22 protein-coding genes are annotated in these 19,308 nt (G+C 56.2%); 13 read left to right on the top strand and 9 right to left on the bottom strand.

The genetic code is table 11. The features are described from left to right. The 5 genes from ACEW72_RS14170 to ACEW72_RS14150 all read left to right on the top strand — a co-directional run. On the top strand, nt 1–384 hold a 384-nt coding region (locus tag ACEW72_RS14170; protein WP_373477039.1), incomplete at its 5' end, for a carboxyl transferase domain-containing protein. A 12-nt stretch (nt 385–396) separates the two neighbouring features. Further along, nucleotides 397–1,206, top strand: a complete 810-nt coding sequence (locus tag ACEW72_RS14165; protein ID WP_373477038.1) for a hypothetical protein — start codon at nt 397–399, stop codon at nt 1,204–1,206. Next, entirely contained in the window at nt 1,203–3,080 is a 1,878-nt protein-coding gene (locus ACEW72_RS14160) for a biotin carboxylase N-terminal domain-containing protein (RefSeq protein ID WP_373477037.1), read from the top strand. Before ACEW72_RS14165 ends, ACEW72_RS14160 begins: the two co-directional genes overlap by 4 nt. 154 nt (nt 3,081–3,234) lie before the next feature. Further along, nucleotides 3,235–3,690, top strand: a complete 456-nt coding sequence (locus tag ACEW72_RS14155; protein WP_373477036.1) for a MaoC family dehydratase — start codon at nt 3,235–3,237, stop codon at nt 3,688–3,690. A gap of 83 nt (nt 3,691–3,773) precedes the next feature. Next, nucleotides 3,774–4,625: a CoA ester lyase gene (locus ACEW72_RS14150; protein WP_373477035.1), complete on the top strand. Its 852-nt coding sequence runs from the start codon at nt 3,774–3,776 to the stop codon at nt 4,623–4,625. An 8-nt stretch (nt 4,626–4,633) separates the two neighbouring features. Here ACEW72_RS14150 and acnA read toward each other — a convergent pair whose 3' ends face one another. The 4 genes from acnA to ACEW72_RS14130 form a co-directional block, all read right to left on the bottom strand. Beyond that, on the bottom strand, nt 4,634–7,309 hold the full coding sequence (gene acnA, locus ACEW72_RS14145; RefSeq protein WP_373477034.1) for an aconitate hydratase AcnA: 2,676 nt from the start codon (nt 7,307–7,309) through the stop codon (nt 4,634–4,636). Between the two features lie 220 nt (nt 7,310–7,529). Further along, a complete protein-coding gene (locus ACEW72_RS14140) occupies nt 7,530–7,715 on the bottom strand; it encodes a hypothetical protein (protein ID WP_373477033.1) in 186 nt (61 codons plus the stop codon). A 123-nt stretch (nt 7,716–7,838) separates the two neighbouring features. After that, entirely contained in the window at nt 7,839–10,031 is a 2,193-nt protein-coding gene (locus tag ACEW72_RS14135; RefSeq protein ID WP_373477032.1) for a putative bifunctional diguanylate cyclase/phosphodiesterase, read from the bottom strand. Between the two features lie 110 nt (nt 10,032–10,141). Beyond that, nucleotides 10,142–10,411 carry a DUF167 domain-containing protein gene (locus ACEW72_RS14130; protein ID WP_373477031.1) on the bottom strand — a complete coding sequence of 90 codons (270 nt, stop codon included), beginning with the start codon at nt 10,409–10,411 and terminating at the stop codon, nt 10,142–10,144. Nucleotides 10,412–10,525: 114 nt separating this feature from the next. On the opposite strand from ACEW72_RS14130, the gene ACEW72_RS14125 reads away from it, so the two are divergent. After that, nucleotides 10,526–11,059: a hypothetical protein gene (locus ACEW72_RS14125; RefSeq protein WP_373477030.1), complete on the top strand. Its 534-nt coding sequence runs from the start codon at nt 10,526–10,528 to the stop codon at nt 11,057–11,059. A 33-nt stretch (nt 11,060–11,092) separates the two neighbouring features. Here ACEW72_RS14125 and ACEW72_RS14120 read toward each other — a convergent pair whose 3' ends face one another. Beyond that, the gene (locus tag ACEW72_RS14120; RefSeq protein WP_373477029.1) at nt 11,093–11,608 is read right to left on the bottom strand and encodes a hypothetical protein; all 516 of its coding nucleotides are present in this window, start codon (nt 11,606–11,608) and stop codon (nt 11,093–11,095) included. 246 nt (nt 11,609–11,854) lie between these two features. Between ACEW72_RS14120 and ACEW72_RS14115 the strand changes: the two genes are divergently transcribed. From ACEW72_RS14115 to ACEW72_RS14085, 7 genes are all read left to right on the top strand, one after another. Then, nucleotides 11,855–12,628 (top strand): hypothetical protein, encoded by a 774-nt coding sequence (locus tag ACEW72_RS14115; protein ID WP_373477028.1) that lies wholly within the window; start codon nt 11,855–11,857, stop codon nt 12,626–12,628. A gap of 131 nt (nt 12,629–12,759) precedes the next feature. Continuing rightward, the gene (locus ACEW72_RS14110; protein WP_373477027.1) at nt 12,760–13,137 is read left to right on the top strand and encodes a CrcB family protein; all 378 of its coding nucleotides are present in this window, start codon (nt 12,760–12,762) and stop codon (nt 13,135–13,137) included. Beyond that, complete coding sequence (locus tag ACEW72_RS14105; protein WP_373477026.1) at nt 13,134–14,348, top strand: RluA family pseudouridine synthase; 1,215 nt, start codon at nt 13,134–13,136, stop codon at nt 14,346–14,348. Before ACEW72_RS14110 ends, ACEW72_RS14105 begins: the two co-directional genes overlap by 4 nt. A gap of 7 nt (nt 14,349–14,355) precedes the next feature. Beyond that, a complete protein-coding gene (locus ACEW72_RS14100) occupies nt 14,356–15,018 on the top strand; it encodes an HAD-IA family hydrolase (protein ID WP_373477025.1) in 663 nt (220 codons plus the stop codon). Continuing rightward, nucleotides 15,015–15,239, top strand: coding sequence for a hypothetical protein (locus tag ACEW72_RS14095; RefSeq protein WP_373477024.1), 225 nt, complete (start codon nt 15,015–15,017; stop codon nt 15,237–15,239). Before ACEW72_RS14100 ends, ACEW72_RS14095 begins: the two co-directional genes overlap by 4 nt. Then, entirely contained in the window at nt 15,236–15,937 is a 702-nt protein-coding gene (locus ACEW72_RS14090) for an ATP12 family chaperone protein (protein WP_373477023.1), read from the top strand. The genes ACEW72_RS14095 and ACEW72_RS14090 overlap by 4 nt, the downstream gene beginning before the upstream one ends. Before the next feature lie 48 nt (nt 15,938–15,985). Continuing rightward, on the top strand, nt 15,986–16,462 hold the full coding sequence (locus ACEW72_RS14085) for a DUF3429 domain-containing protein (RefSeq protein ID WP_373477022.1): 477 nt from the start codon (nt 15,986–15,988) through the stop codon (nt 16,460–16,462). Nucleotides 16,463–16,465: 3 nt separating this feature from the next. On the opposite strand, the gene gmk is transcribed toward ACEW72_RS14085, so the two are convergent. Genes gmk through ACEW72_RS14065 form a run of 4 tightly spaced genes read right to left on the bottom strand, consistent with a single transcriptional unit; the run spans nt 16,466 to nt 19,246 of the window. Beyond that, nucleotides 16,466–17,119 carry a guanylate kinase gene (gene gmk / locus ACEW72_RS14080; protein WP_373477021.1) on the bottom strand — a complete coding sequence of 218 codons (654 nt, stop codon included), beginning with the start codon at nt 17,117–17,119 and terminating at the stop codon, nt 16,466–16,468. Nucleotides 17,120–17,176: 57 nt separating this feature from the next. Next, a complete protein-coding gene (locus ACEW72_RS14075; protein ID WP_373477020.1) occupies nt 17,177–17,371 on the bottom strand; it encodes a hypothetical protein in 195 nt (64 codons plus the stop codon). 10 nt (nt 17,372–17,381) lie between these two features. After that, nucleotides 17,382–18,773 carry a class II fumarate hydratase gene (gene fumC, locus ACEW72_RS14070; protein WP_373477019.1) on the bottom strand — a complete coding sequence of 464 codons (1,392 nt, stop codon included), beginning with the start codon at nt 18,771–18,773 and terminating at the stop codon, nt 17,382–17,384. Further along, nucleotides 18,770–19,246 carry an SspB family protein gene (locus ACEW72_RS14065; RefSeq protein ID WP_373477018.1) on the bottom strand — a complete coding sequence of 159 codons (477 nt, stop codon included), beginning with the start codon at nt 19,244–19,246 and terminating at the stop codon, nt 18,770–18,772. The genes fumC and ACEW72_RS14065 overlap by 4 nt, the downstream gene beginning before the upstream one ends. Nucleotides 19,247–19,308: the final 62 nt, after the last annotated feature.

The raw sequence follows: 19,308 nt of genomic DNA, 5'->3' as shown, positions 1-19,308 counted from the left end.
AGCGTGCCCAAGATAACCGTGCTGATCGGCGGCAGCTTCGGCGCGGGCAATTACGGCATGTGCGGGCGGGCCTATAGCCCACGCTTCCTGTTCACCTGGCCCAATGCGCGGATCAGCGTGATGGGCGGCGAACAGGCGGCGAGCGTGCTGGCAACAGTCCACCGCGATGCCGACAAATGGACGCCAGAGGAAGCCGAAGCCTTCAAGGCCCCGATCCGCCAGAAATATGAAGACGAAGGCAACCCCTATCACGCCACCGCGCGGCTGTGGGATGACGGGATCATTGATCCCGCGCAGACCCGCGATGTGCTGGGGCTGGCTTTGGCGGCGGCGCTGAACGCGCCGGTCGAGGAGGCGCCTCGTTTTGGGGTGTTCCGGATGTGAGGGGGCTTTAGAATGGGTTACGCAACCTTAGATGATTTGCTCGGATTGGCAGCCAAGATTATGGAACTCCATGCAAGCGAAGCGTCGCTTGGTAAGGGTAGAGAATGGAAGGCGGCCAAAAAGCAATACGAAGCGATTGTTAAGCAGTTCAATTCGAAGCGGAAAGATTATGTCGATACCGTTTTGGTTAAAGGCGACGACTGGTCCGCGATATCAGATGTAGTAGAAAATGCTCTGGATAACATCGAAGCAAGCGCTGATGCGTCTTGGCAGCCTGCTATTCAATATACCAAAGATAACCTAATTCCATTTCTGACGAAAGAAGCTCGCAAGAGTCCGTTAACGAGGGATGCCATCAAATGGTCACCGGTTGCCCTAGCAGTGGTGGTGGTGCTTGCCTACTTCGGGATCAGGTTTACCAGTGGGGTAGACGTATCAGCAACTCTCGAAAGTAAGCTTGGCCTTCAACAACGAGCTGCCGCCGCTGAGAAAGTTATCCAATATCATGACTGGATGGGTACCCGGGTGCGCCGTGGAGGTTGGATAAAAGGAATCCTATTTTGGCCAATTGAGCCTTCAGACGTTGAGGTAAAAGCTGCCGACGAATTTGCTTCCGTGGCGCTTGGTGGTTTTGTCGTATTGGCCCAACAAAACGAAATCTGTGGAATCCTGATGGTTGGGTCCGGTGGACAACTTTCCGACGAACAAATTAAATTTGTAGATGAGATAGCAGAGAAAATTCAAGAAGCTAATTTGATTTGGCAAGAGCCGCCCCTGATGACGGTTTTGCAGCCTATAAAAGAGAAATTTCCCTGCCAATGATCCAATCCCTCCTCATCGCCAACCGCGGCGAAATCGCTTGCCGAATCATCCGCACCGCGCGCGCGATGGCCATTCGGACCGTCGCGGTTTATTCGGATGCCGATGCAATGGCGCTGCATGTGCGGCAGGCGGATGAGGCGGTGCATATCGGGGCGTCTCGTGCGCGGGAGAGCTATCTCTGCGCTGAGAAGATCATCGCCGCCGCGCTGGCCACCAAAGCGGAAGCGATCCATCCGGGCTATGGCTTCCTGTCCGAAAACGCCGAGTTCGCGCAGGCTGTGATCGACGCGGGGCTGATCTGGGTGGGGCCGCGTCCCGCCAGCATCACCGCGATGGGGCTGAAGGACGCCGCCAAGAAGCTAATGGCCGAGGCGGGCGTGCCCGTCACCCCCGGTTACATGGGCGAAGATCAATCACCTGATTTATTGGCCGCAAAAGCTGGCATGATCGGCTATCCCGTCCTCATCAAGGCAGTCGCAGGCGGCGGCGGCAAGGGGATGCGCAAGGTCGAGGGCGCGGCCGACTTCGCCGACGCGCTCGCCTCCTGCCAGCGTGAGGCGACTGCTTCGTTCGGCAACGCGCACGTCCTGATCGAAAAATATATCCAGCGCCCCCGTCATATCGAGGTGCAGGTGTTCGGCGACACCCACGGCAACATCGTCCACCTGTTCGAACGCGATTGCTCGCTCCAACGCCGCCATCAAAAAGTTATAGAGGAAGCCCCCGCGCCGGGTATGGACGAAGCGACGCGTGAACAGCTCTGCGCGGTCGCAGTGAAGGCGGCCAAGGCGGTCGACTATGTTGGCGCAGGCACGATCGAGTTCATCGCCGACGCGTCGGAGGGCCTGCGCGCCGACCGCATCTGGTTCATGGAAATGAACACGCGATTGCAGGTAGAGCACCCCGTGACCGAGGAAATTACAGGCGTCGATCTGGTCGAATGGCAGCTGCGCGTGGCGAGCGGGGAGCCATTGCCGCTAGACCAAGACGATATCGAAATAAACGGGCACGCAATTGAGGTAAGGCTTTATGCGGAAGATCCGGCATCTGGTTTTCTTCCCAGCACAGGACGATTGCAAAAATGTGCCTTCCAGAAGGACTATGTACGCGTCGACTCTGGCTACAAAAAGGGATGCATGGTTTCCCAATATTATGATCCAATGATTGCGAAAATAATTGCCCACGACGACAATAGAGCAGGGGCAATTTCGTGCTTGTTAGGTTCGCTTGATGGCACGGCGATGTGGCCAGTGAAATCTAACGCGGCATTTCTCTATCGTACGATAAATCACTCAAGTTTCAGGGAAGCGAAGCTCAGCACCTCATTCATCGTTGACCATGCGGATGAGCTCGCGGTCATCACCGAACCCGATTATTTTATGCTGCGTATGGCTGCTTGTCAGCTGATTTACGACCGCGAGGAGCTTTGGGGAATGGACCTCACGGCATTTAGGCTAAATGCCAAAAAAGACTATCGCGTTCGAATGAGGGTGGGGGATAATCGTTACACGATTGTCGCGCCCGACGATTTTTTGAACACAACCTACGTGTCTTCACTTGGAACTGATATTGCTTTGGTGACAAACGAAGGTGCAAGTTTTGGCGTGACCCTTGATAACAGTTACGGAAATGGGAGCGGGGGAGTCTCCTCTGGCACCATCCTCTCCCCCATGCCGGGCCGTATCATTGCAGTCGACGTCACGGCGGGTCAAGCCGTCACCAAGGGCCAGAAACTCCTCACGCTCGAAGCGATGAAGATGGAGCACAGCCTCACCGCGCCGTTTGACGGGGTGGTAGCGGAACTGAATGCCGAGGCTGGCGCGCAGGTGCAGGTTGAGGCTTTGCGGGTTCGGATCGAGGCGGTGGACGAATGATGAGCGAAACAAAAATCCTCCCCGGGACGGGGAGGTGGCAGCCCACAGGGCTGACGGAGGGGGGCCTTGGCCAAGCGCATAGGTTGGGGCGTAGAGCCCCCTCCACCACGCCGCTTCGCGTCGCGGTCCCCCTCCCCGTACCGGGGAGGATTTGATGGCAGGCAAATATTTCAACCAATGGCAAATCGGCGACAAGATCGCCCACGAAATCCGCCGCACGGTGACCGAGACTGACAATCTGCTGTTTTCGGTCATGACCCACAACCCGCAACCGCTACACATCGACGTGGAGGCCGCAAAGGTGAGCGAGTTCGGGCAGATCCTTGTCAACGGCACTTTCACCTTTGCCCTAATGGTCGGGCTATCGGTGGGCGATACCACATTGGGCACGCTGGTTGCCAATCTGGGGTATGACAAACTCGTCATGCCCAAGCCCGTGTTCATCGGCGACACGCTCCGCGCTGAAACCGAAATCATCGCGCTGAAGGAAAGTAAATCGCGGCCCGACGCGGGCGTCGTGACCTTCCTCCACCGCTGCCTCAACCAACGCGATGAGGTGGCGTGCAGTTGCGAGCGCGCGGCGCTGTTAAAGCGGAGCGAAAGCGCGTAACCTTGTCGGCAGGCCAAACGAAAGACGTGATGAAACGTATTTCGAAAAGGCCCGCACCGGTGAAACATATAAGGCTCAAACCCATGAAACTCCGCTCACTCCTTTTTGTCCCCGGTGACCGGTTTGAACGTTTTGCCAAGGCTTCGGCCAGCGGGGCCGACGCCATCATCATCGATCTTGAAGATTCGGTCGCGCTCGACAACAAAGTTTTGGCGAGAGAGGCGACGGCGGAGTATCTGTCGGGTGACCGGCCGGTGCCGGCATTCGTCCGCGTCAATCCGCAAGACAGCCATTTGACGCATGACGATCTGGCCTCGGTGCTGCCGTTCCTGCCCGATGGTATCGTTCTGCCAAAGGCGGAAGGTGCACGCTCGGTGAATTGGTTGCGCGCCGAAGCAGCAGCGGTTGCGGATAACCCAGATGGCGAAGCACCGCCTATTTTGCCCATAGCTACCGAAACGCCCGGTGCAGTTTTTGATCTGGGCAGTTTGCGTGAAGTTGCGCCTTGGTTGGCCGGTGTCAGTTGGGGTGCCGAAGATTTGCCCGCAGCAGTTGGAGCTGCGACCTCGCGTGAGGCGGATGGTAGCTATACCGCGCCATATGAGTTGGTTCGTTCGCTGACCTTGTTCGCGGCGCACGCTGCAGGGGTTGCCGCGATTGACACCGTGTTTCCGAACATCAGCGACGAGGCGGCTTTAGCGGCGTATGTCGCTCGGGCTGCGCGCGACGGTTTCACCGGCATGCTGGCAATCCACCCGTCGCAGGTGGCCACCATCAACGCAGGATTTACGCCGTCGCCAGAGCAGTTAGCTCACGCTCGCTCGGTAGTCGAAGCCTTTGCCGCGAACCCCGGCGCTGGTGTTCTGCAACTCGACGGTAAAATGATCGACGCGCCGCATTTGAAGGCGGCGCTGTCGATCTTAGCCAGAGTGTAATAGGCGGTTTAAGCCGCCAGCTTCCTCAGCACGTAGTGCAGGATGCCGCCGTTCATAAAATATTCGACTTCGTTCGCGGTATCGATGCGGCAGAGTGTGTCGAAGTTGAACGTGGTACCATCCTTGCGGGTGACTTTTACCGTTACCGACTGACGTGGCTGAAGCATCGCGACGTTGGTGATGGTGAAGCTGTCGTCGGCGGTCAGGTCCAAAGTCTGGCGATTTTCGCCTTCGATGAATTGCAGCGGCAGGACGCCCATGCCGACCAGATTTGAACGGTGGATGCGTTCGAAGCTTTCGACGATGACCGCCCGAACCCCTAGCAAATTCGTGCCTTTTGCTGCCCAGTCACGGCTCGAGCCGGTGCCATATTCCTTGCCCGCAATCACGACGAGCGCTGTGCCGTCGGCCTTGTGGCGCATGGCCGCGTCGTAGATCGGCATGACTTCGCCGGCATAGCTGGACATGCCACCTTCGATGCCGGGGACCATTTCGTTCTTGATGCGGATATTGGCAAAGGTACCGCGCATCATGACCTCGTGGTGGCCGCGGCGTGCGCCGTAGCTGTTGAAGTCTGCCTTGCTGACCTGATGCTCCATCAGGAACTTGCCTGCGGGCGAGTCTGCCTTGATCGAACCGGCAGGCGAGATGTGGTCGGTGGTGATGGAATCGCCAAGGATCGCCAGCGGCTTTGCCTCGATGATGTCGGTCACCGGTGCGGGCGTCATGCTCATGCCCTCGAAATAAGGCGGGTTGGCGACATAAGTGGAACCGGCGCGCCACTGGTAGGTGTCCGATCCTTCGACCTGGATTTTCTGCCAGTGCGCGTCGCCTTCATAAACCGTGGCATAACGCGCGGTGAACATCGAGCGGTCGATATTGGCGGTCATGACGTCGTGCACTTCCTGGTTTGTTGGCCAGATATCGCGCAGGAACACGTCGGTACCGTCGGTCGCTTGACCGATAGGCGTGGTGGTGAAATCTTCGGTCACCGTGCCCTTGAGCGCATACGCAACCACCAGTGGTGGCGAAGCAAGGAAGTTGGCGCGCACATCGGGTGACACGCGGCCTTCAAAATTGCGGTTACCCGAAATGACCGACGCGGCAACAATATCGTTACCGTTGATCGCTGCCGAAATCGGCTCGGCCAATGGACCGGAGTTACCGATGCAGGTGGTGCAGCCATAACCCACCAGGTTGAAACCGATCGCATCCAGATCTGTCGTCAGACCCGCACGGTCAAGATAATCGGTAACAACCTGCGACCCGGGCGCGAGCGAAGTCTTCACCCATGGCTTTGGACGTAAACCATACGCATTGGCCTTGCGTGCGACCAGTCCCGCAGCAACAAGCACCGACGGGTTGGAGGTATTGGTGCAAGAGGTAATGGCGGCAATCACGACATCGCCGTCGCCAATATCGTGAGTCTTGCCTTCAACAGCAACGCGCTTGGCGCCGTCATGCTTGTACACATTGGTGAGGTCGGCGTTGAATACATCGTCGACTTCCGTCAGGATTACCTTGTCCTGCGGCCGCTTGGGGCCTGCCAGCGATGGCACTACGGTCGCCATGTCAAGTGACAGCGTATCGGTGAATACCGGGTCGGCCATGTCAGCAAAGGCCCACAGGCCCTGTTCCTTGGCATAAGCCTCGACCAGCGCAATCTGGTCCTCATCGCGGCCCGTCAGGCGCAGATAATCGAGCGTCTTTTCATCAATACCGAAGAAGCCACAGGTTGCGCCATATTCGGGCGCCATATTGGCCAGCGTCGCGCGGTCTGCAAGGCTGAGCGAAGCGAGACCCGGACCATAATATTCGACAAAGCGGCCTACGACACCCTTTGCGCGCAGCATCTGTGTCGCAGTGAGCACCAGATCGGTCGCGGTCACGCCTTCGGCCAATGCGCCGGTCAGCTTGAACCCGACAACTTCGGGTATGAGCATCGATACCGGCTGCCCAAGCATCGCTGCCTCTGCCTCGATCCCGCCGACGCCCCAGCCGAGCACGCCAAGACCGTTGATCATGGTCGTGTGGCTGTCGGTTCCGACGCAGGTGTCCGGGTAAGCGATTGTGGTGCCGTCATCGGTGGTGCTGGTCCATACGGCCTGTGCGATATGTTCCAGATTGACCTGATGGCAGATGCCTGTTCCGGGAGGAACCGCCTTGAAATTGTTGAGCGACTTCGATCCCCATTTCAGGAAGTCGTAACGCTCCGCATTCCGCTGATATTCAATCTCCACATTTTGTTCAGCAGCCTTGGGGTGACCGAATTCGTCGACCATGACCGAGTGGTCGATAACCAGATGCACCGGAACCAGCGGATTGATCTTCTGCGCGTCGCCGCCCAGTTTGTTCATCGCATCACGCATCGCGGCAAGGTCGACCACGCAAGGTACGCCGGTGAAATCCTGCAGCAGCACACGGGCTGGGCGGTACTGGATTTCGCGGGTCGACTTGGGGTCAGCCTGCCAGTCGATCAGCGCCTGCACATCGTCCACCGAAACCGTAAAACCACCATCTTCAAAGCGCAGCAGATTTTCCAGCAATACCTTCATCGAAAACGGCAACCGCGAAACATCCCCCAACTTCTCCGCCACTTTGCGAAGCGAGAAATAATCCACCGTCTTGCCACCAGCAGTCAAGGTGGTGCGGGTTTGCAGGCTGTCTAATCCGATTGCGGTCATTGGTATGTACCCCGTTGATGTTGGGCTTTTTGCTGGATGGGGGAACGGCTTCTCCCGCTCCCTTCGACAATCATGTGCCGAAGGTTACAAAACTGTAGTCAGCGGGCAGCCAAACCAGCGTAAAAGCGGGAGATTCGATTGCTGCGCGCGCCTTAGCGTGAAGGGAGAAGAAAGGGAAGGGGCGTTTGGTCCAGGGAGCTGTATGAACCGTCTTTAACGGTCACCCCTCGCGCAAAACCTCCGTCACTTCCTCCAATGTTCCGCGTACGCGGAGCAGCTGGTCTTTGCCGAATACGATCAGGCATTCGTCATGGGTATTGTCGGCTGTACGGATGAATTGGACTATTTCGGGATTGACCGAGATTTTCTGGCCGCGTGTGTCAGTAAGTGTGACGAAGGGGATCATAGCATGTCCTTTTGATTTGCGCGTTGTCTTGGCAGCTTTGGTCGCTGGGTGCAAAGTTTGTAGGGACGAACCCATGTAGGCACGCCCTTATTTTACTCTGACCCTAAAGGAGGGGGGTATAGCTCAGTCCTGAAAATCCATGGCGCTTTGGCTGGATAAAGCCGCGACCTGCATGAATACCGGTTTGGATTGGGCCGCGGCGGGGGTTGCGGCGGCGGCCAGTACATAAGGGGATATGCGGTGGCGGGTGCATAGGCCGCCGGCGCCGTCGCTGACCAACGGGGTTTCGAATTCGACCGCGATCAATGCATCTTGCGCCCGTGTCACGATACTTACCACAAGCTGTCCACCACCCAGATCGAGCACAAGGCCTGTGCCTTCGGGTACGCCGAGCAGGCCGTCGATCAACGCCCCGGTTTTCGACAGATTCCGCATCAACGCGTCATAGCGGTGGTCATCGTGGATCACGCCGATACGGCGGAACACCGACCGGCGTTCGGGACGATGGCGTTCGGGGCCGTCGGGTTCGATCCTGAGGTCGCCGCATTTTAGCTGGTGAATGACGGTTTCCTGCGTCAACGCCTTGGAATAGATCCACCCTTGAATGAAGCGCGCGCCTTTGGATTTGACGACTTCCAGCTGGTCAAAGGCTTCGACGCCCTCCACGGTGGTTTCCATGCCCAACGCGTCGGACAGGCCGATGATGGCGGCGATGATCTTTGCGCTGTTCTGGTCTTTTTGGGTGCAGCTGTCGACAAAAGTGCGGTCGACCTTGATCTTGTCAAACGGGGCAGAGCGCAAATAGCTGAGTGAGGAATAGCCCGTACCGAAATCATCGAGAGCAAGTCGGACGCCCAGTTCTTTCAACGCGCGGAATATGTCGTCGATGGTTTCGCCATCGCCCATGAACACGCTTTCGGTCAGTTCGAGTTCGAGGCGATTGGGTTCAAGGCCGGCGGACTCTAGGGCGTGGGTGACGATGTCGATCAGGTCCGAATGCGCGAACTGTGCCGCCGAAACATTGACTGCAACGCGCACCGATTTGGGCCAAGCCATTGCGTCTTTGCAAGCTTTGTTCAGCGCCCAAGCGCCGATCTGGTTAATCAGGTCGGATTCCTCGGCAATCGGCACGAACACGTCGGGGCCAATGGTGCCGCGTTCGGGATGTTCCCAGCGCATCAGCGCCTCAAACGTCACAACCATATTGTCTTCGGTTCGCACGACGGGCTGGTAATGCAATTCCAGCATATCATTGGCGAGCGCGTCGCGCAGACCTTCTTCGAGTAAGCGCCGTTCCTCCGCCTCGTCCTTCAGGTCGACCGAGTAGAAACGGAACTGGCCACGTCCGCCATTTTTTGCGGCGTAAAGCGCAAGGTCGGCATTGTGGATCAGGTCGAGCTTGCCGATACCGTCATAGGGCGAAATCGCTATGCCGATCGAGGTACCGATGGTCGCGCGCTTGTCCTCGATGTTATAGGGTTGCGATACGATCTGAATGATCTTGTTCGCCATTTCGCCCAGCTTGCCGCGGTCATCAAGGTCGGGAAGGATAATCTGGAACTCGTCACCGCCCAGACGGCCAATCTCGCCGCGTGCGCCTACAACCCGTTCCAACCTACGTGCGACCTGGCACAGCAAATCGTCACCTGCCGGATGGCCCAGCGTATCGTTGACATGCTTGAACCGGTCGAGATCAAGCATGATGAGCGTGCAGCTGCGCTTTGCAGATTTATAGGCGGACAATATGCTATCGAGCTTCTTGTCCATACGGTGGCGGTTCGCAAGGCCGGTCAGCGAGTCAAATTCAGCCAGACGGGAATCGACGAGCTTACGTTCATATTCCACCGTGATATCTTTCGCGCTGCCACGATAGCCCTGAAAACTTCCGGATTTGTCGAACTTGGGGTGGCCGGAAATTGACCACCAGGTTTGACGCCCATCCCCATGCGAGGGGTTGAGGGCAAAGCGGACCGTCTGGTCGATAATCTTGTTGCGCGCCGTTATCTGGAAATTCAACGGCCGATCTGATCGATCACCCTGATTTTCGGCATCGGTTTCAAATAATGTCGTCAAAGACTGCGCTAACAAATCCTCAATCGGACGATTCAGTTTTTCAGCTGCATTTTCAGATATATAAATTAACCGTGCCTCGGCATCGGTCGCCCACAGCCAGCCGATTCCTGCATGTTCAAAATCGTCTAGTACTTCAAGGCGGCGGCTCGCGTCGGCCTGCGTAATAACAGCTACCGAGCCGTATCCTGGGGTATCGGAAGAGCCGACGCCAGGGAAGTTCCGAAAAAGTTTAGCGACCGCCATCGTCAATCCACATCAGGCAAAGGTAAAAGGAACCGGTTCATAAGAAATACACCTTAAACAGCGTTGGTTACCATAACGCTAATAAATGGCGGTTTCCGGTGCTGTTTTACCTATTTCAAGGTTAGCTGAACGCGCTTGTCGCGGCTGGTGTGTCCTTTAACGATCTGGATATTGCCAGTGGGCAGCGATAATATGCGGGCTAACAACGCGACCACGGCCTTGTTCGCCTTGCCGTCTTCGGGCGCAGTTCGAACCCATATTTTTAGTACCGAATTTTCGACAGCGACGCGTTCGACTTTCGCACCGGGAACGACGCGAATACGCAGATCTCCAGCCATATCTAGCAAATCAATTATAATATCGGGCGTTGGATTGTTCATGGTCTTGGCCCTAATTATCCAACAGATGTGCAGATTTTGCTACCCATTGACCATCGTCCCGCGATAGTATTGCCCGGACCCGGTTGACACTCATTCGAATATGGAAGGAATGTAATGAAAAAGAGAATGTTTAAAGCCGCTTTCCATTTGGCTCCCTTGGCTATCCTGTCGTCGGCTTTCGCGATATCGATCCCATCTGCAATGGCCCAGTCGTCCGCGCGTTCGCCGGTTACCCTAACCAGCGATGTAAAGATCGAGCGCGTCGAAACCGGTTCAAATGGTAAAGAAACAACGAAGCTTTATGCTCCGGGCGCGGTTTCGGTTGTGCCGGGTGACAGAGTTGTCTTCACGCTGCAAGTTGTGAACACCGGTGCGGAGCCAGCTGCAGGATTTCGCGCCACTAACCCTATGCCCGATGCCGTGCAATTCACTTCAGTGGCCGAAGATTGGGCCGAAGTCTCCGTTGACGGCGGCACGATATGGGGCAAGCTTGCCACCTTGAAAGTAAAAACCAAGGACGCCGCCGGCACAGCCGAGGTGGAACGCGCCGCCACCGAGCAAGACGTCACCCATGTCCGCTGGATATTCCCCGACGCAATTGCCGCAGGAGCAACTCGCACGATAAGTTACCGTGGTCTGGTGAAATAGGCCGCATCGGTGGCGCAGCATTTCGCTGCCTGTTTACGGAACAATCTCCACTCTTATGTGCGGCCATTTTTCGGTTACGACCTTGATCCAGCCTTCCTGATCTGTTGGGATGACTTCTTCATCAAAGTAAAATTGCCGCACACCGCTTCGATCATATAGGTGCACCTCGTCGCTGCCTTCGCTTTGTTTTACGATGCGGATTGACCCGATATATTGCGGGTCAATCATTCCTTCGTCGCCACTCGCGGTCCGAACGCGATTTTGCCACCACAGCAGCGCGCCGGTTTCCGGGTCGATCCGGCTGCCGCGCCTGGGATTGACGATCAATTGTGCGAGACCGCCTATCCCGACGACCGCGCCCATAACAAAGGCAATTGGCACCAGCCAAGGCGCACATTCGCCCGCTTCATTGCAATTGTCCTGCGGGTCGATGCTCAACGCAGCAAATACAAAGACCGCACCGACAATAAACATAGCCCAAGCCCGAATATCCGTCCGTGCGCTGCGTTCGTAAGATAAGTGGTTTTTGGGTCCGGGGTGCCATGCCATGCGTGCGAAGGTAGTGGGGGAGGTTGAATATTTTGCTAAAGTGTCGCTCGCACTTTTAGTTATGGTTGCGGCGACGTGTCGATATTCAATCATTTACCTGCGCACCCTTTATGTCCCGAGCTGGTACATTTGTGCTTTACACGCAGGGTAAATGCGACTCGCCGCGGTTGTTAACCACCTTTAGGGCTAGCTTTTGGCAAATATCGGACGCAGCATCTGTTCATGAAGTATACAGGAACGAGTTTGATGCGATTCATTCCCCGCCTTACCTTTCCAATCTTGATTGGGCTTGCGCTGGCGTTGCCTCTGGCCGCTTGCGGTAGTCAGGGTGCGGATGAGGCTGCGGTTGCTGACCTTGATAACAAGTTGGTTGGCAAGGGCAGCGATCCTGAAGTCAATGCCGCGTTGAATGACCGGATCCTGGTCGATCCCGACCTGACCGGCAATGCCAACAAAAATAGTTTGAAAGCGGCAACCAAGCCATTGGCGGGAGCTACGCCTGCCGATGGCGGGTACGATGGCGATGCGTCGATTGAAGCCTTGGACGGCGCAAAGTTGATGCGCGCGCCTAAAGCGACAGTCGTCGCCGCTGAAAATTGCACCAATTGCGGGGAACGCCGCGCTGCGACGCTCGGCGGACTTGCTGCCGATCAGGGCGTCACGCGGGGCAAAGGCACTTGCGACGCAAAACTACAATATGGCGCAGGCTGGGCTAACCGTATGCCCGCCGAATTCCCGGTTTATCCGCGCGGCAATGTGAAAGAGGCAGGTGGCGTTGACGGCGGGATTTGCGATATCCGTGTGGTTACCTTCACGACATCTGCAGCGATGCAGAATGTCGTTGATTATTATTATACGCGTGCGCGCAAATCGGGCTTTAACGCTGAACACCAGATACTTGCGGGCGAACATGTTCTTGGCGGCACCCGCGATAATGATGGCGGCGCCTATTTCATCACTTTCAATGCAAAAGCAGGTGGCGGCACCAGCGTCGACATTGTGGCCAACAATGGCCGGTAAATAGTTTTTCAGACCGAAGCGCCTGGGGCGGCAGAGGTGCCGCCCTATTTTTTTGCCTGGTGCAACGGGTTATCGGGACGTCGCCCACCGTGCCGCTTCCCAAATCAAGCTTGGCCCGCTAAGGCAGCGCGATGAATTCCATCCTTTTAGTCATGACGGGCGGCGCGATCGGGGCGGGGCTTCGCTTTGGATTGTCGCAAGCGGTGCCTTATACAGGACAGGGCTGGCCGTGGCCTACTTTTGCAGCGAATGTTTTGGGTGGGCTGGCCATGGGGGTGCTGGCGGCATGGATTTTGCGCGGCGATAACTCTGCGGAACCGTTGCGTTTATTTGTGGGTGTTGGCGTCCTCGGCGGGTTTACAACATTCAGCGCCTTCAGCTTGGAAATGGCGCAGATGATCGAGCGGGGGCAAACGGGGCTTGCGGCGGGATATGCGCTGGCTTCGGTACTTCTCGCCTTAGGGGCATTATTTGCCGGAATAACGGCAGCAAAGGCGATTTGGGCATGAGCAAAAGCGACGAAAAAGGGATACGGCAATTTGTCGTGCAACCCGATGATGACGGGATAAGGCTCGATCGCTGGTTCAAACGGCATTTGCCCGATGCGACGTTCAATATTGTCTCACGCTGGTCACGCACCGGGCAGTTGCGGGTGGATGGTAAGCGCGCAACGCCGGGTGACCGACTGTTGGCGGGGCAGGCGATCCGCGTGCCGCCGGCTGATACATCAGCAGCAACGAGTGCCCGACCCGCACGCAAACGACGCGATTTGACCGACGACGAAATTGAATTTGCGCTCGCTATGGTAATCCACAAGGATGATGCGGCATTGGTCATTAACAAGCCCGCGGGGTTGGCGACGCAAGGTGGGACTAAGACGGAGAACCATGTCGACGGCTTGCTGGACGCGCTTTGTTTCGAACTGGATAATCGGCCCAAGCTGGTCCACCGGCTGGATAAGGACACATCGGGCGCGTTGCTGTTGGCGCGGACGTCGCGGTCAGCCGGGCATTTTGCCAAAGCTTTTTCATCACGCACGGCGCGCAAGGTTTACTGGGCCCTCGTCGTCGGTGTGCCGGATATCGCGGATGGCTTTATCGACCTGCCGATCGGAAAACAGCCCGGCAGCGGTGGCGAGAAAATGTATGTCGACGAAAAGGACGGCCAGTCAGCGCGCACCCGCTATCGCATTGTCGAACGCGCCGGGAATGCTTGCGCTTGGGTGGAACTGCAACCTTATACTGGCCGGACGCACCAGTTGCGCGTGCATATGGCTGCTATCGGACATCCAATTGTCGGAGACGGCAAATATGGCGGCAAAGATGCATTCCTGACGGGCACAATCAGCCGCAAGATGCATTTGCACGCTCGGCGGATTCGCATCGACCATCCTCAAGGGCACCAGATTGATGTGCGCGCAGATTTGCCTCCGCACATGAAGGACAGCTTTGCCGACCTCGGCTTTGAAATCGAACTTGGTGATGCATTGGTGCTCGATGCGCCAAAATTCAGCGAAACAGCTGAAGGCAAGAAGCGCGTGGCCGCCAATATAGCCAAATCCGCGCGCAAGGAACGTAAGGGCGAGCGCCGTTCGCGGGGCACAGTAACGGACAAGCCCAAGGACAATAAGCGCAGCCAGATGGCGACAGGCAAAAAAATTGCCGCCAAAAAACCGGTCATCAAAAAGGTGGTGGGCAAAAAGCCGGTGGCGAAGAAGTGAGGCGAAGGTGACGGCAAAGCTCGCCATTTTCGATTGTGACGGGACGCTGGTCGACAGTCAGGCCAATATCTGTCTCGCCATGGAGCATGCCTTTGATGAGGCGGGAATGACCCCGCCGTCGCGCCATGCAACACGGCGGATTGTCGGTCTTTCGCTTGTCGAAGCAATGCGGGTTTTATTGCCGAAGGCGGAGGAAGATCTGCATCGCGAAATGGCCGAGAGATACAAGGCGTCCTATCTGATTTTGCGCAATAACGGGTTGGAGCATGAGCCATTGTACGATGGCATCGCGGCGTTATTGTCGAAGATGGATGAAAGCGGATGGTTGCTGGGCGTTGCGACCGGCAAATCGGACCGCGGGCTCGAACGCTGCCTTGATCACCATGGCCTCAAAGGGCTGTTCGTAACCCTGCAAACTGCGGACCGTCACCCCTCCAAGCCGCATCCGGCGATGGTTTATCAGGCGCTGGCTGACGCGGGGACAGAAGCCGCGAATGCCGTGGTCATCGGTGATACGGTCTACGATATCCATATGGGCCGTGCCGCAGGAACACGCACAATCGGCGTCAATTGGGGTTATCACAGGGTGGAAGAATTGCGTGAAGCAGGAGCGAATGCCATAGCCGAAAGCATGGACGAACTCGAAGCCTTACTGGGAGATTTCAAATGACACCCGAAGAGGAAACAAAGGCGCAATATCGCTTTCTGGTGATCAATATTTGCCGGATTACCGGCGCGATCATGCTGGTGATCGGATTGGCTGTCATTGCGCGTGAAGCCTTCGGACTGCCCAAGGCGGCTGGATATGTGTTGTTTCTCGTCGGGATGCTGGATTTCCTTCTGGTACCGGTTTTCCTCGCGAAACGATGGAAGAGCACGCCCACGCAATGAGGCGATTCTGGAGAGTTGTTTCGTTAGAGCAAAGTACCTTTGGCTATGCTGTCCGGCTGGATGGGCGTCCGGTAAAGACGCCCACGCGGAATGAACTGGCACTGCCGACGAAGTTGCTGGCGGACGCCGTTGTGGCCGAATGGGATTCAGTTGAAAAAACGGTCGACCCTATGCTGATGCCGATGACTGGCTTTGCCAATGCCGCAATCGACCGCGTTGGCGTAGACCGGGACGATTTTGCCACCGCGATTGCCGCCTATGGCGAGACTGACTTGTTCTGTTACCGCGCAGCGGAGGGCGAGGCGTTGGCCGAGAGGCAGGCAGAGATTTGGGATCCGTGGCTGGATTGGGCAAGGGCGCGTTATGATGTCAGCTTTGTCATCGTCGAAGGCATCATGCACAAGCCGCAGCCAGAACTTACACTCGAAAAGCTGCGCGCGGCGGTGAAAGCACGGGGGACGTTCGAGTTAGCCGCCATGGCGAAACTCGCGCACCTGTCAGGCTCGCTTATCGCAACGCTGGCGGTTGTTGAACATGCAGGTTCCGCCCAAGACATCTGGAATGCTTCCTGCCTTGATGAATTGTGGCAGGAAGAATTGTGGGGCGCAGATCATTGGGCTCAGAAAAACCGCTATGATCGCGAAGGCGAATTTCTGGAGGCGGTTCGTTTCCTCGATTTGCTTGGAACATCGACATAGGTGAAAACCTAGGTCGTTTCTAAGGTTGCTGTGGAGTAGGGGCCACAGATGACCCTGATCCTCACAACCTCGTCTCCAAAACTGCCAAAAGCTGCATTGGCCGTGGGCTATGCTGGCCTTCTTCCGCAGATTATCGCTGCTGCACTCGTATTGACGGGTAGCGAGTACCAATGGACAGGTCTTGCCGCCGCTTATGGCTATGCCGCCTTCATTTTCAGTTTCCTTGGCGGAATCTGGTGGGGCTTCGGCGTTATTGCGCGCAAGGAAGATGTCGAAGCCGCGCCGGTATTCGCTTGGGCGATTGCTCCCAGCCTGATTGCCTTTGCCAGCTATTTGCCGTGGATATGGGGATGGGACTGGCCGGGGCCGTCGCTAGCATGGATCGGGCTGTTCCTTATGGCTTCGCCATTGGTTGACCGATGGTTGATGGGAAAATGCAACTTGCCCGACGGCTGGATGAAGTTGCGCTGGCACTTGTCGCTGGGGCTGGGCGGACTAACGCTGCTGCTCGCGGCGCTGGCGTAAGTCTCAAGTCGCAGCCAAATCCCGCACAAAACCGATCAATCCCTTTTGCCGACGCCGCTTCATGCGTTCGGCTGCAAGGATCTGACGGATTTTATCAAAGCAGGCCTGCACATTGTCATTTATCAGGACATAGTCGTAACCATCCCAGTGCCCGATTTCCGATTTTGCGCGGCCCATACGATCGGCGATAACTGCGTCGCTGTCTTGCGCCCGCGTATGTAGTCGGCGTTCCAGTTCCTCGATGGAGGGAGGCAAGATGAATACACGAACGACGTCTGGTCCGGCTTCCTGATAAAGTTGCTGCGCGCCTTGCCAATCTATGTCGAATAACACGTCACAACCGGCCGCCAACTTTTCTTCGACCGGAGCCTTTGGTGTGCCGTAGCGATGGCCGAACACATGTGCCCATTCAAGAAACTCGCCGTCTGCCGCCATTTGTTTGAAGGTCGGCACGTCGGTGAAATGATAATGCACACCATCTACTTCGCCCGGCCGCGGCGGTCGCGTTGTGTAAGAAACCGAGAGCGCAATTTTCTCGTCCGCCTCCAGCAACATACGCGAAAGCGTCGATTTTCCTGCGCCTGAAGGGGAAGAAAGCACGAAAAGGAGACCGCGTCGTGCGAGTTCGTGTGGCTTGTGAGTAATGCTGTCGACCATAACCGCTACTGCGCGAAACTATGGGTTTACGTCAATTGGTTTTTAGGATGCGTCTCTTTATTCAGAACGGCTTTGTTTGCGTTTGTCATAAATGGCCTTGGCCGCAATGGCGCCGCCTACGAATATCAAGCCGGGAATAGAGCGCGTCGCAATACGCGTGGCCACTAGGCCTAGTCCTGCACCTAACAGGCCATTGCCGCGTTTGCGGCCTATTACTTCGCCGACAACTGCCCCTGCGATAGATCTCAACATAACGGGTCTCCTATACCATGTCCTGTGGTATGACATGGGTATCGAAGGTGACTTCGTCAACCAGTCCCGATGCCAAAGCTGCTTCGCGCAATGTGGTTCCCTCGGCGTGGGCTTGCTTGGCGATTTTGGCGGCGTTGTCATATCCAATGACGGGCGCGAGCGCGGTAACAAGCATCAAGGAATTTTCCATCAACCCTGCAATGCGAACGCGGTCGGGTTCCAGACCCGCGACACAGTTTTTGGCGAAGGTGTCCATGCCGACGCTTAGCAGTTCAATCGACCGCAAGACATTTGAACCGATTAATGGTTTGAAAACATTCAATTCCAAGTGACCTTGAAGGCCGCCGATGGTTACAGCTTGATGATTGCCGATAACCTGTGCTGTGACCATTGTCAGCATTTCGCACTGGGTAGGGTTGACCTTGCCGGGCATGATTGAACTGCCTGGTTCGTTTTCGGGAAGCAAAAGTTCCCCAAGCCCTGAGCGCGGTCCGGAACCTAGCAAGCGAATGTCGTTTGCGATTTTTGTCAGGCTGACGGCAAGTGTATTCAAAACGCCCGACATTTGTACCAACCCATCATTGGATGCGAGCGCTTCGAATTTATTGCGGGCCGGTTCAAATTCTATTCCGGTAACTGCTGAAATTTCGGTTGAAATTGCACGATCAAAACCTTCTGGCGCATTCAAACCAGTGCCAACCGCCGTCCCGCCTTGCGCCAGTTTCTGGACGTTGTGGAGGACGGTGCCCTCGATCCGGGCGCGGTTCGCGATCAATTGGGCGACATAGCCTGAAAATTCCTGACCGAGCGTGAGAGGTGTTGCATCTTGCAAATGTGTGCGGCCAATTTTGACAATGTCGGACCAAGCCGCCGATTTGGACATCAGCGCATCGGTGAGAATAGCTAAAGATGGCAGTAATTTATGATAGGTCGCATGGGCCACCGCAACATGAATAGCTGTCGGGAAACTGTCGTTGGATGACTGTCCTTTGTTCACATGGTCATTGGGATGCACTGGTGCATTTCCGCCGCGCGTACCCGTCAGGATTTCGTTGGCGATGCCCGCTATCACCTCATTCACATTCATATTCGATTGCGTGCCGCTGCCTGTTTGCCAGATGACGAGCGGAAACTGGTCGTCAAACTCACCTGCTAAAATGCGGTCGGCGGCAAGCACGATAAAGTCTGCAATTTCAGGCGAAAGTGCGCCGGACACCTTATGAGTGCGGGCTGCGGCACGCTTGACGTGGGCCAAGCCGTAAATAATCCCCAAAGGCATGCGTTCTTGCGCCGGAAATGGGAAATTTGCGATGCTGCGCTGGGTTTGTGCGCCCCAATATGCCGCTACGGGGACTTCAATGGGGCCAAGACTGTCATATTCGGTACGGAAGTGACCCGTCACTTCTTCCGCCCGAAGTCCACGCTCACGACGTTGGAGCCGTCTTCGACCTGAACCGACGGTTCGTCATTGCCTGCGACGTCATGCGGTTCTGGACCGGCTTCGCCTGCGTCAACTTGGAATTGCAAAGCAAAATCTACAGCCGGATCTACAAAAGCAGTGATTGCGGAATAGGGAACGAAAAGATGCGAAGGAATCTGACTGAATGACAGCCCAACTTCAAAATGGTCCGAATCGACCTTCAAATCCCAATATTTGTGTTGAAGCACGATTGTCATCTCGTCCGGAAACCGTTCATGCAAATGGGACGGAATGGCAACACCGGGCGCTTGTGTTTTGAAAGTAATATAGAAATGATGGTCGCCTGGAAGACCGTTGAGCGCAACATCGCCCAGCACACGGCCTACAACGGCGCGCAGTGCCTCTTGCACAACATCGTCATAGGGAATCATACTGTCGAAATGCTCTTCACTCATTGGCGCTTGGTGGACCGTAGAGAGGTTGAAATCAAGATACTTGTTGCTGCCAAGTCAACTTG

This window comes from Sphingorhabdus sp. (assembly GCF_041737645.1).
Taxonomy (GTDB): domain Bacteria; phylum Pseudomonadota; class Alphaproteobacteria; order Sphingomonadales; family Sphingomonadaceae; genus Sphingorhabdus_B.
Note: the sequence above shows the minus strand (reverse complement) of the source record. Positions and strands in the feature narration are given on the sequence as shown.

What these genes read in the sequence shown, in the direction of transcription:
- ACEW72_RS14155 (WP_373477036.1), top strand. Translation starts at nt 3,235, where the DNA reads ATGGCAGGCAAATATTTCAACCAATGGCAAATCGGCGACAAGATCGCC.
- ACEW72_RS14105 (WP_373477026.1), top strand. Translation starts at nt 13,134, where the DNA reads ATGAGCAAAAGCGACGAAAAAGGGATACGGCAATTTGTCGTGCAACCC.
- ACEW72_RS14165 (WP_373477038.1), top strand. Translation starts at nt 397, where the DNA reads ATGGGTTACGCAACCTTAGATGATTTGCTCGGATTGGCAGCCAAGATT.
- ACEW72_RS14090 (WP_373477023.1), top strand. Translation starts at nt 15,236, where the DNA reads ATGAGGCGATTCTGGAGAGTTGTTTCGTTAGAGCAAAGTACCTTTGGC.
- ACEW72_RS14065 (WP_373477018.1), bottom strand. Translation starts at nt 19,246, where the DNA reads ATGAGTGAAGAGCATTTCGACAGTATGATTCCCTATGACGATGTTGTG.
- gmk (WP_373477021.1), bottom strand. Translation starts at nt 17,119, where the DNA reads ATGGTCGACAGCATTACTCACAAGCCACACGAACTCGCACGACGCGGT.
- ACEW72_RS14075 (WP_373477020.1), bottom strand. Translation starts at nt 17,371, where the DNA reads ATGTTGAGATCTATCGCAGGGGCAGTTGTCGGCGAAGTAATAGGCCGC.
- ACEW72_RS14085 (WP_373477022.1), top strand. Translation starts at nt 15,986, where the DNA reads ATGACCCTGATCCTCACAACCTCGTCTCCAAAACTGCCAAAAGCTGCA.
- ACEW72_RS14160 (WP_373477037.1), top strand. Translation starts at nt 1,203, where the DNA reads ATGATCCAATCCCTCCTCATCGCCAACCGCGGCGAAATCGCTTGCCGA.
- ACEW72_RS14150 (WP_373477035.1), top strand. Translation starts at nt 3,774, where the DNA reads ATGAAACTCCGCTCACTCCTTTTTGTCCCCGGTGACCGGTTTGAACGT.
- acnA (WP_373477034.1), bottom strand. Translation starts at nt 7,309, where the DNA reads ATGACCGCAATCGGATTAGACAGCCTGCAAACCCGCACCACCTTGACT.
- ACEW72_RS14115 (WP_373477028.1), top strand. Translation starts at nt 11,855, where the DNA reads ATGCGATTCATTCCCCGCCTTACCTTTCCAATCTTGATTGGGCTTGCG.
- ACEW72_RS14110 (WP_373477027.1), top strand. Translation starts at nt 12,760, where the DNA reads ATGAATTCCATCCTTTTAGTCATGACGGGCGGCGCGATCGGGGCGGGG.
- ACEW72_RS14135 (WP_373477032.1), bottom strand. Translation starts at nt 10,031, where the DNA reads ATGGCGGTCGCTAAACTTTTTCGGAACTTCCCTGGCGTCGGCTCTTCC.
- ACEW72_RS14120 (WP_373477029.1), bottom strand. Translation starts at nt 11,608, where the DNA reads ATGGCATGGCACCCCGGACCCAAAAACCACTTATCTTACGAACGCAGC.
- ACEW72_RS14125 (WP_373477030.1), top strand. Translation starts at nt 10,526, where the DNA reads ATGAAAAAGAGAATGTTTAAAGCCGCTTTCCATTTGGCTCCCTTGGCT.
- ACEW72_RS14095 (WP_373477024.1), top strand. Translation starts at nt 15,015, where the DNA reads ATGACACCCGAAGAGGAAACAAAGGCGCAATATCGCTTTCTGGTGATC.
- ACEW72_RS14140 (WP_373477033.1), bottom strand. Translation starts at nt 7,715, where the DNA reads ATGATCCCCTTCGTCACACTTACTGACACACGCGGCCAGAAAATCTCG.
- ACEW72_RS14130 (WP_373477031.1), bottom strand. Translation starts at nt 10,411, where the DNA reads ATGAACAATCCAACGCCCGATATTATAATTGATTTGCTAGATATGGCT.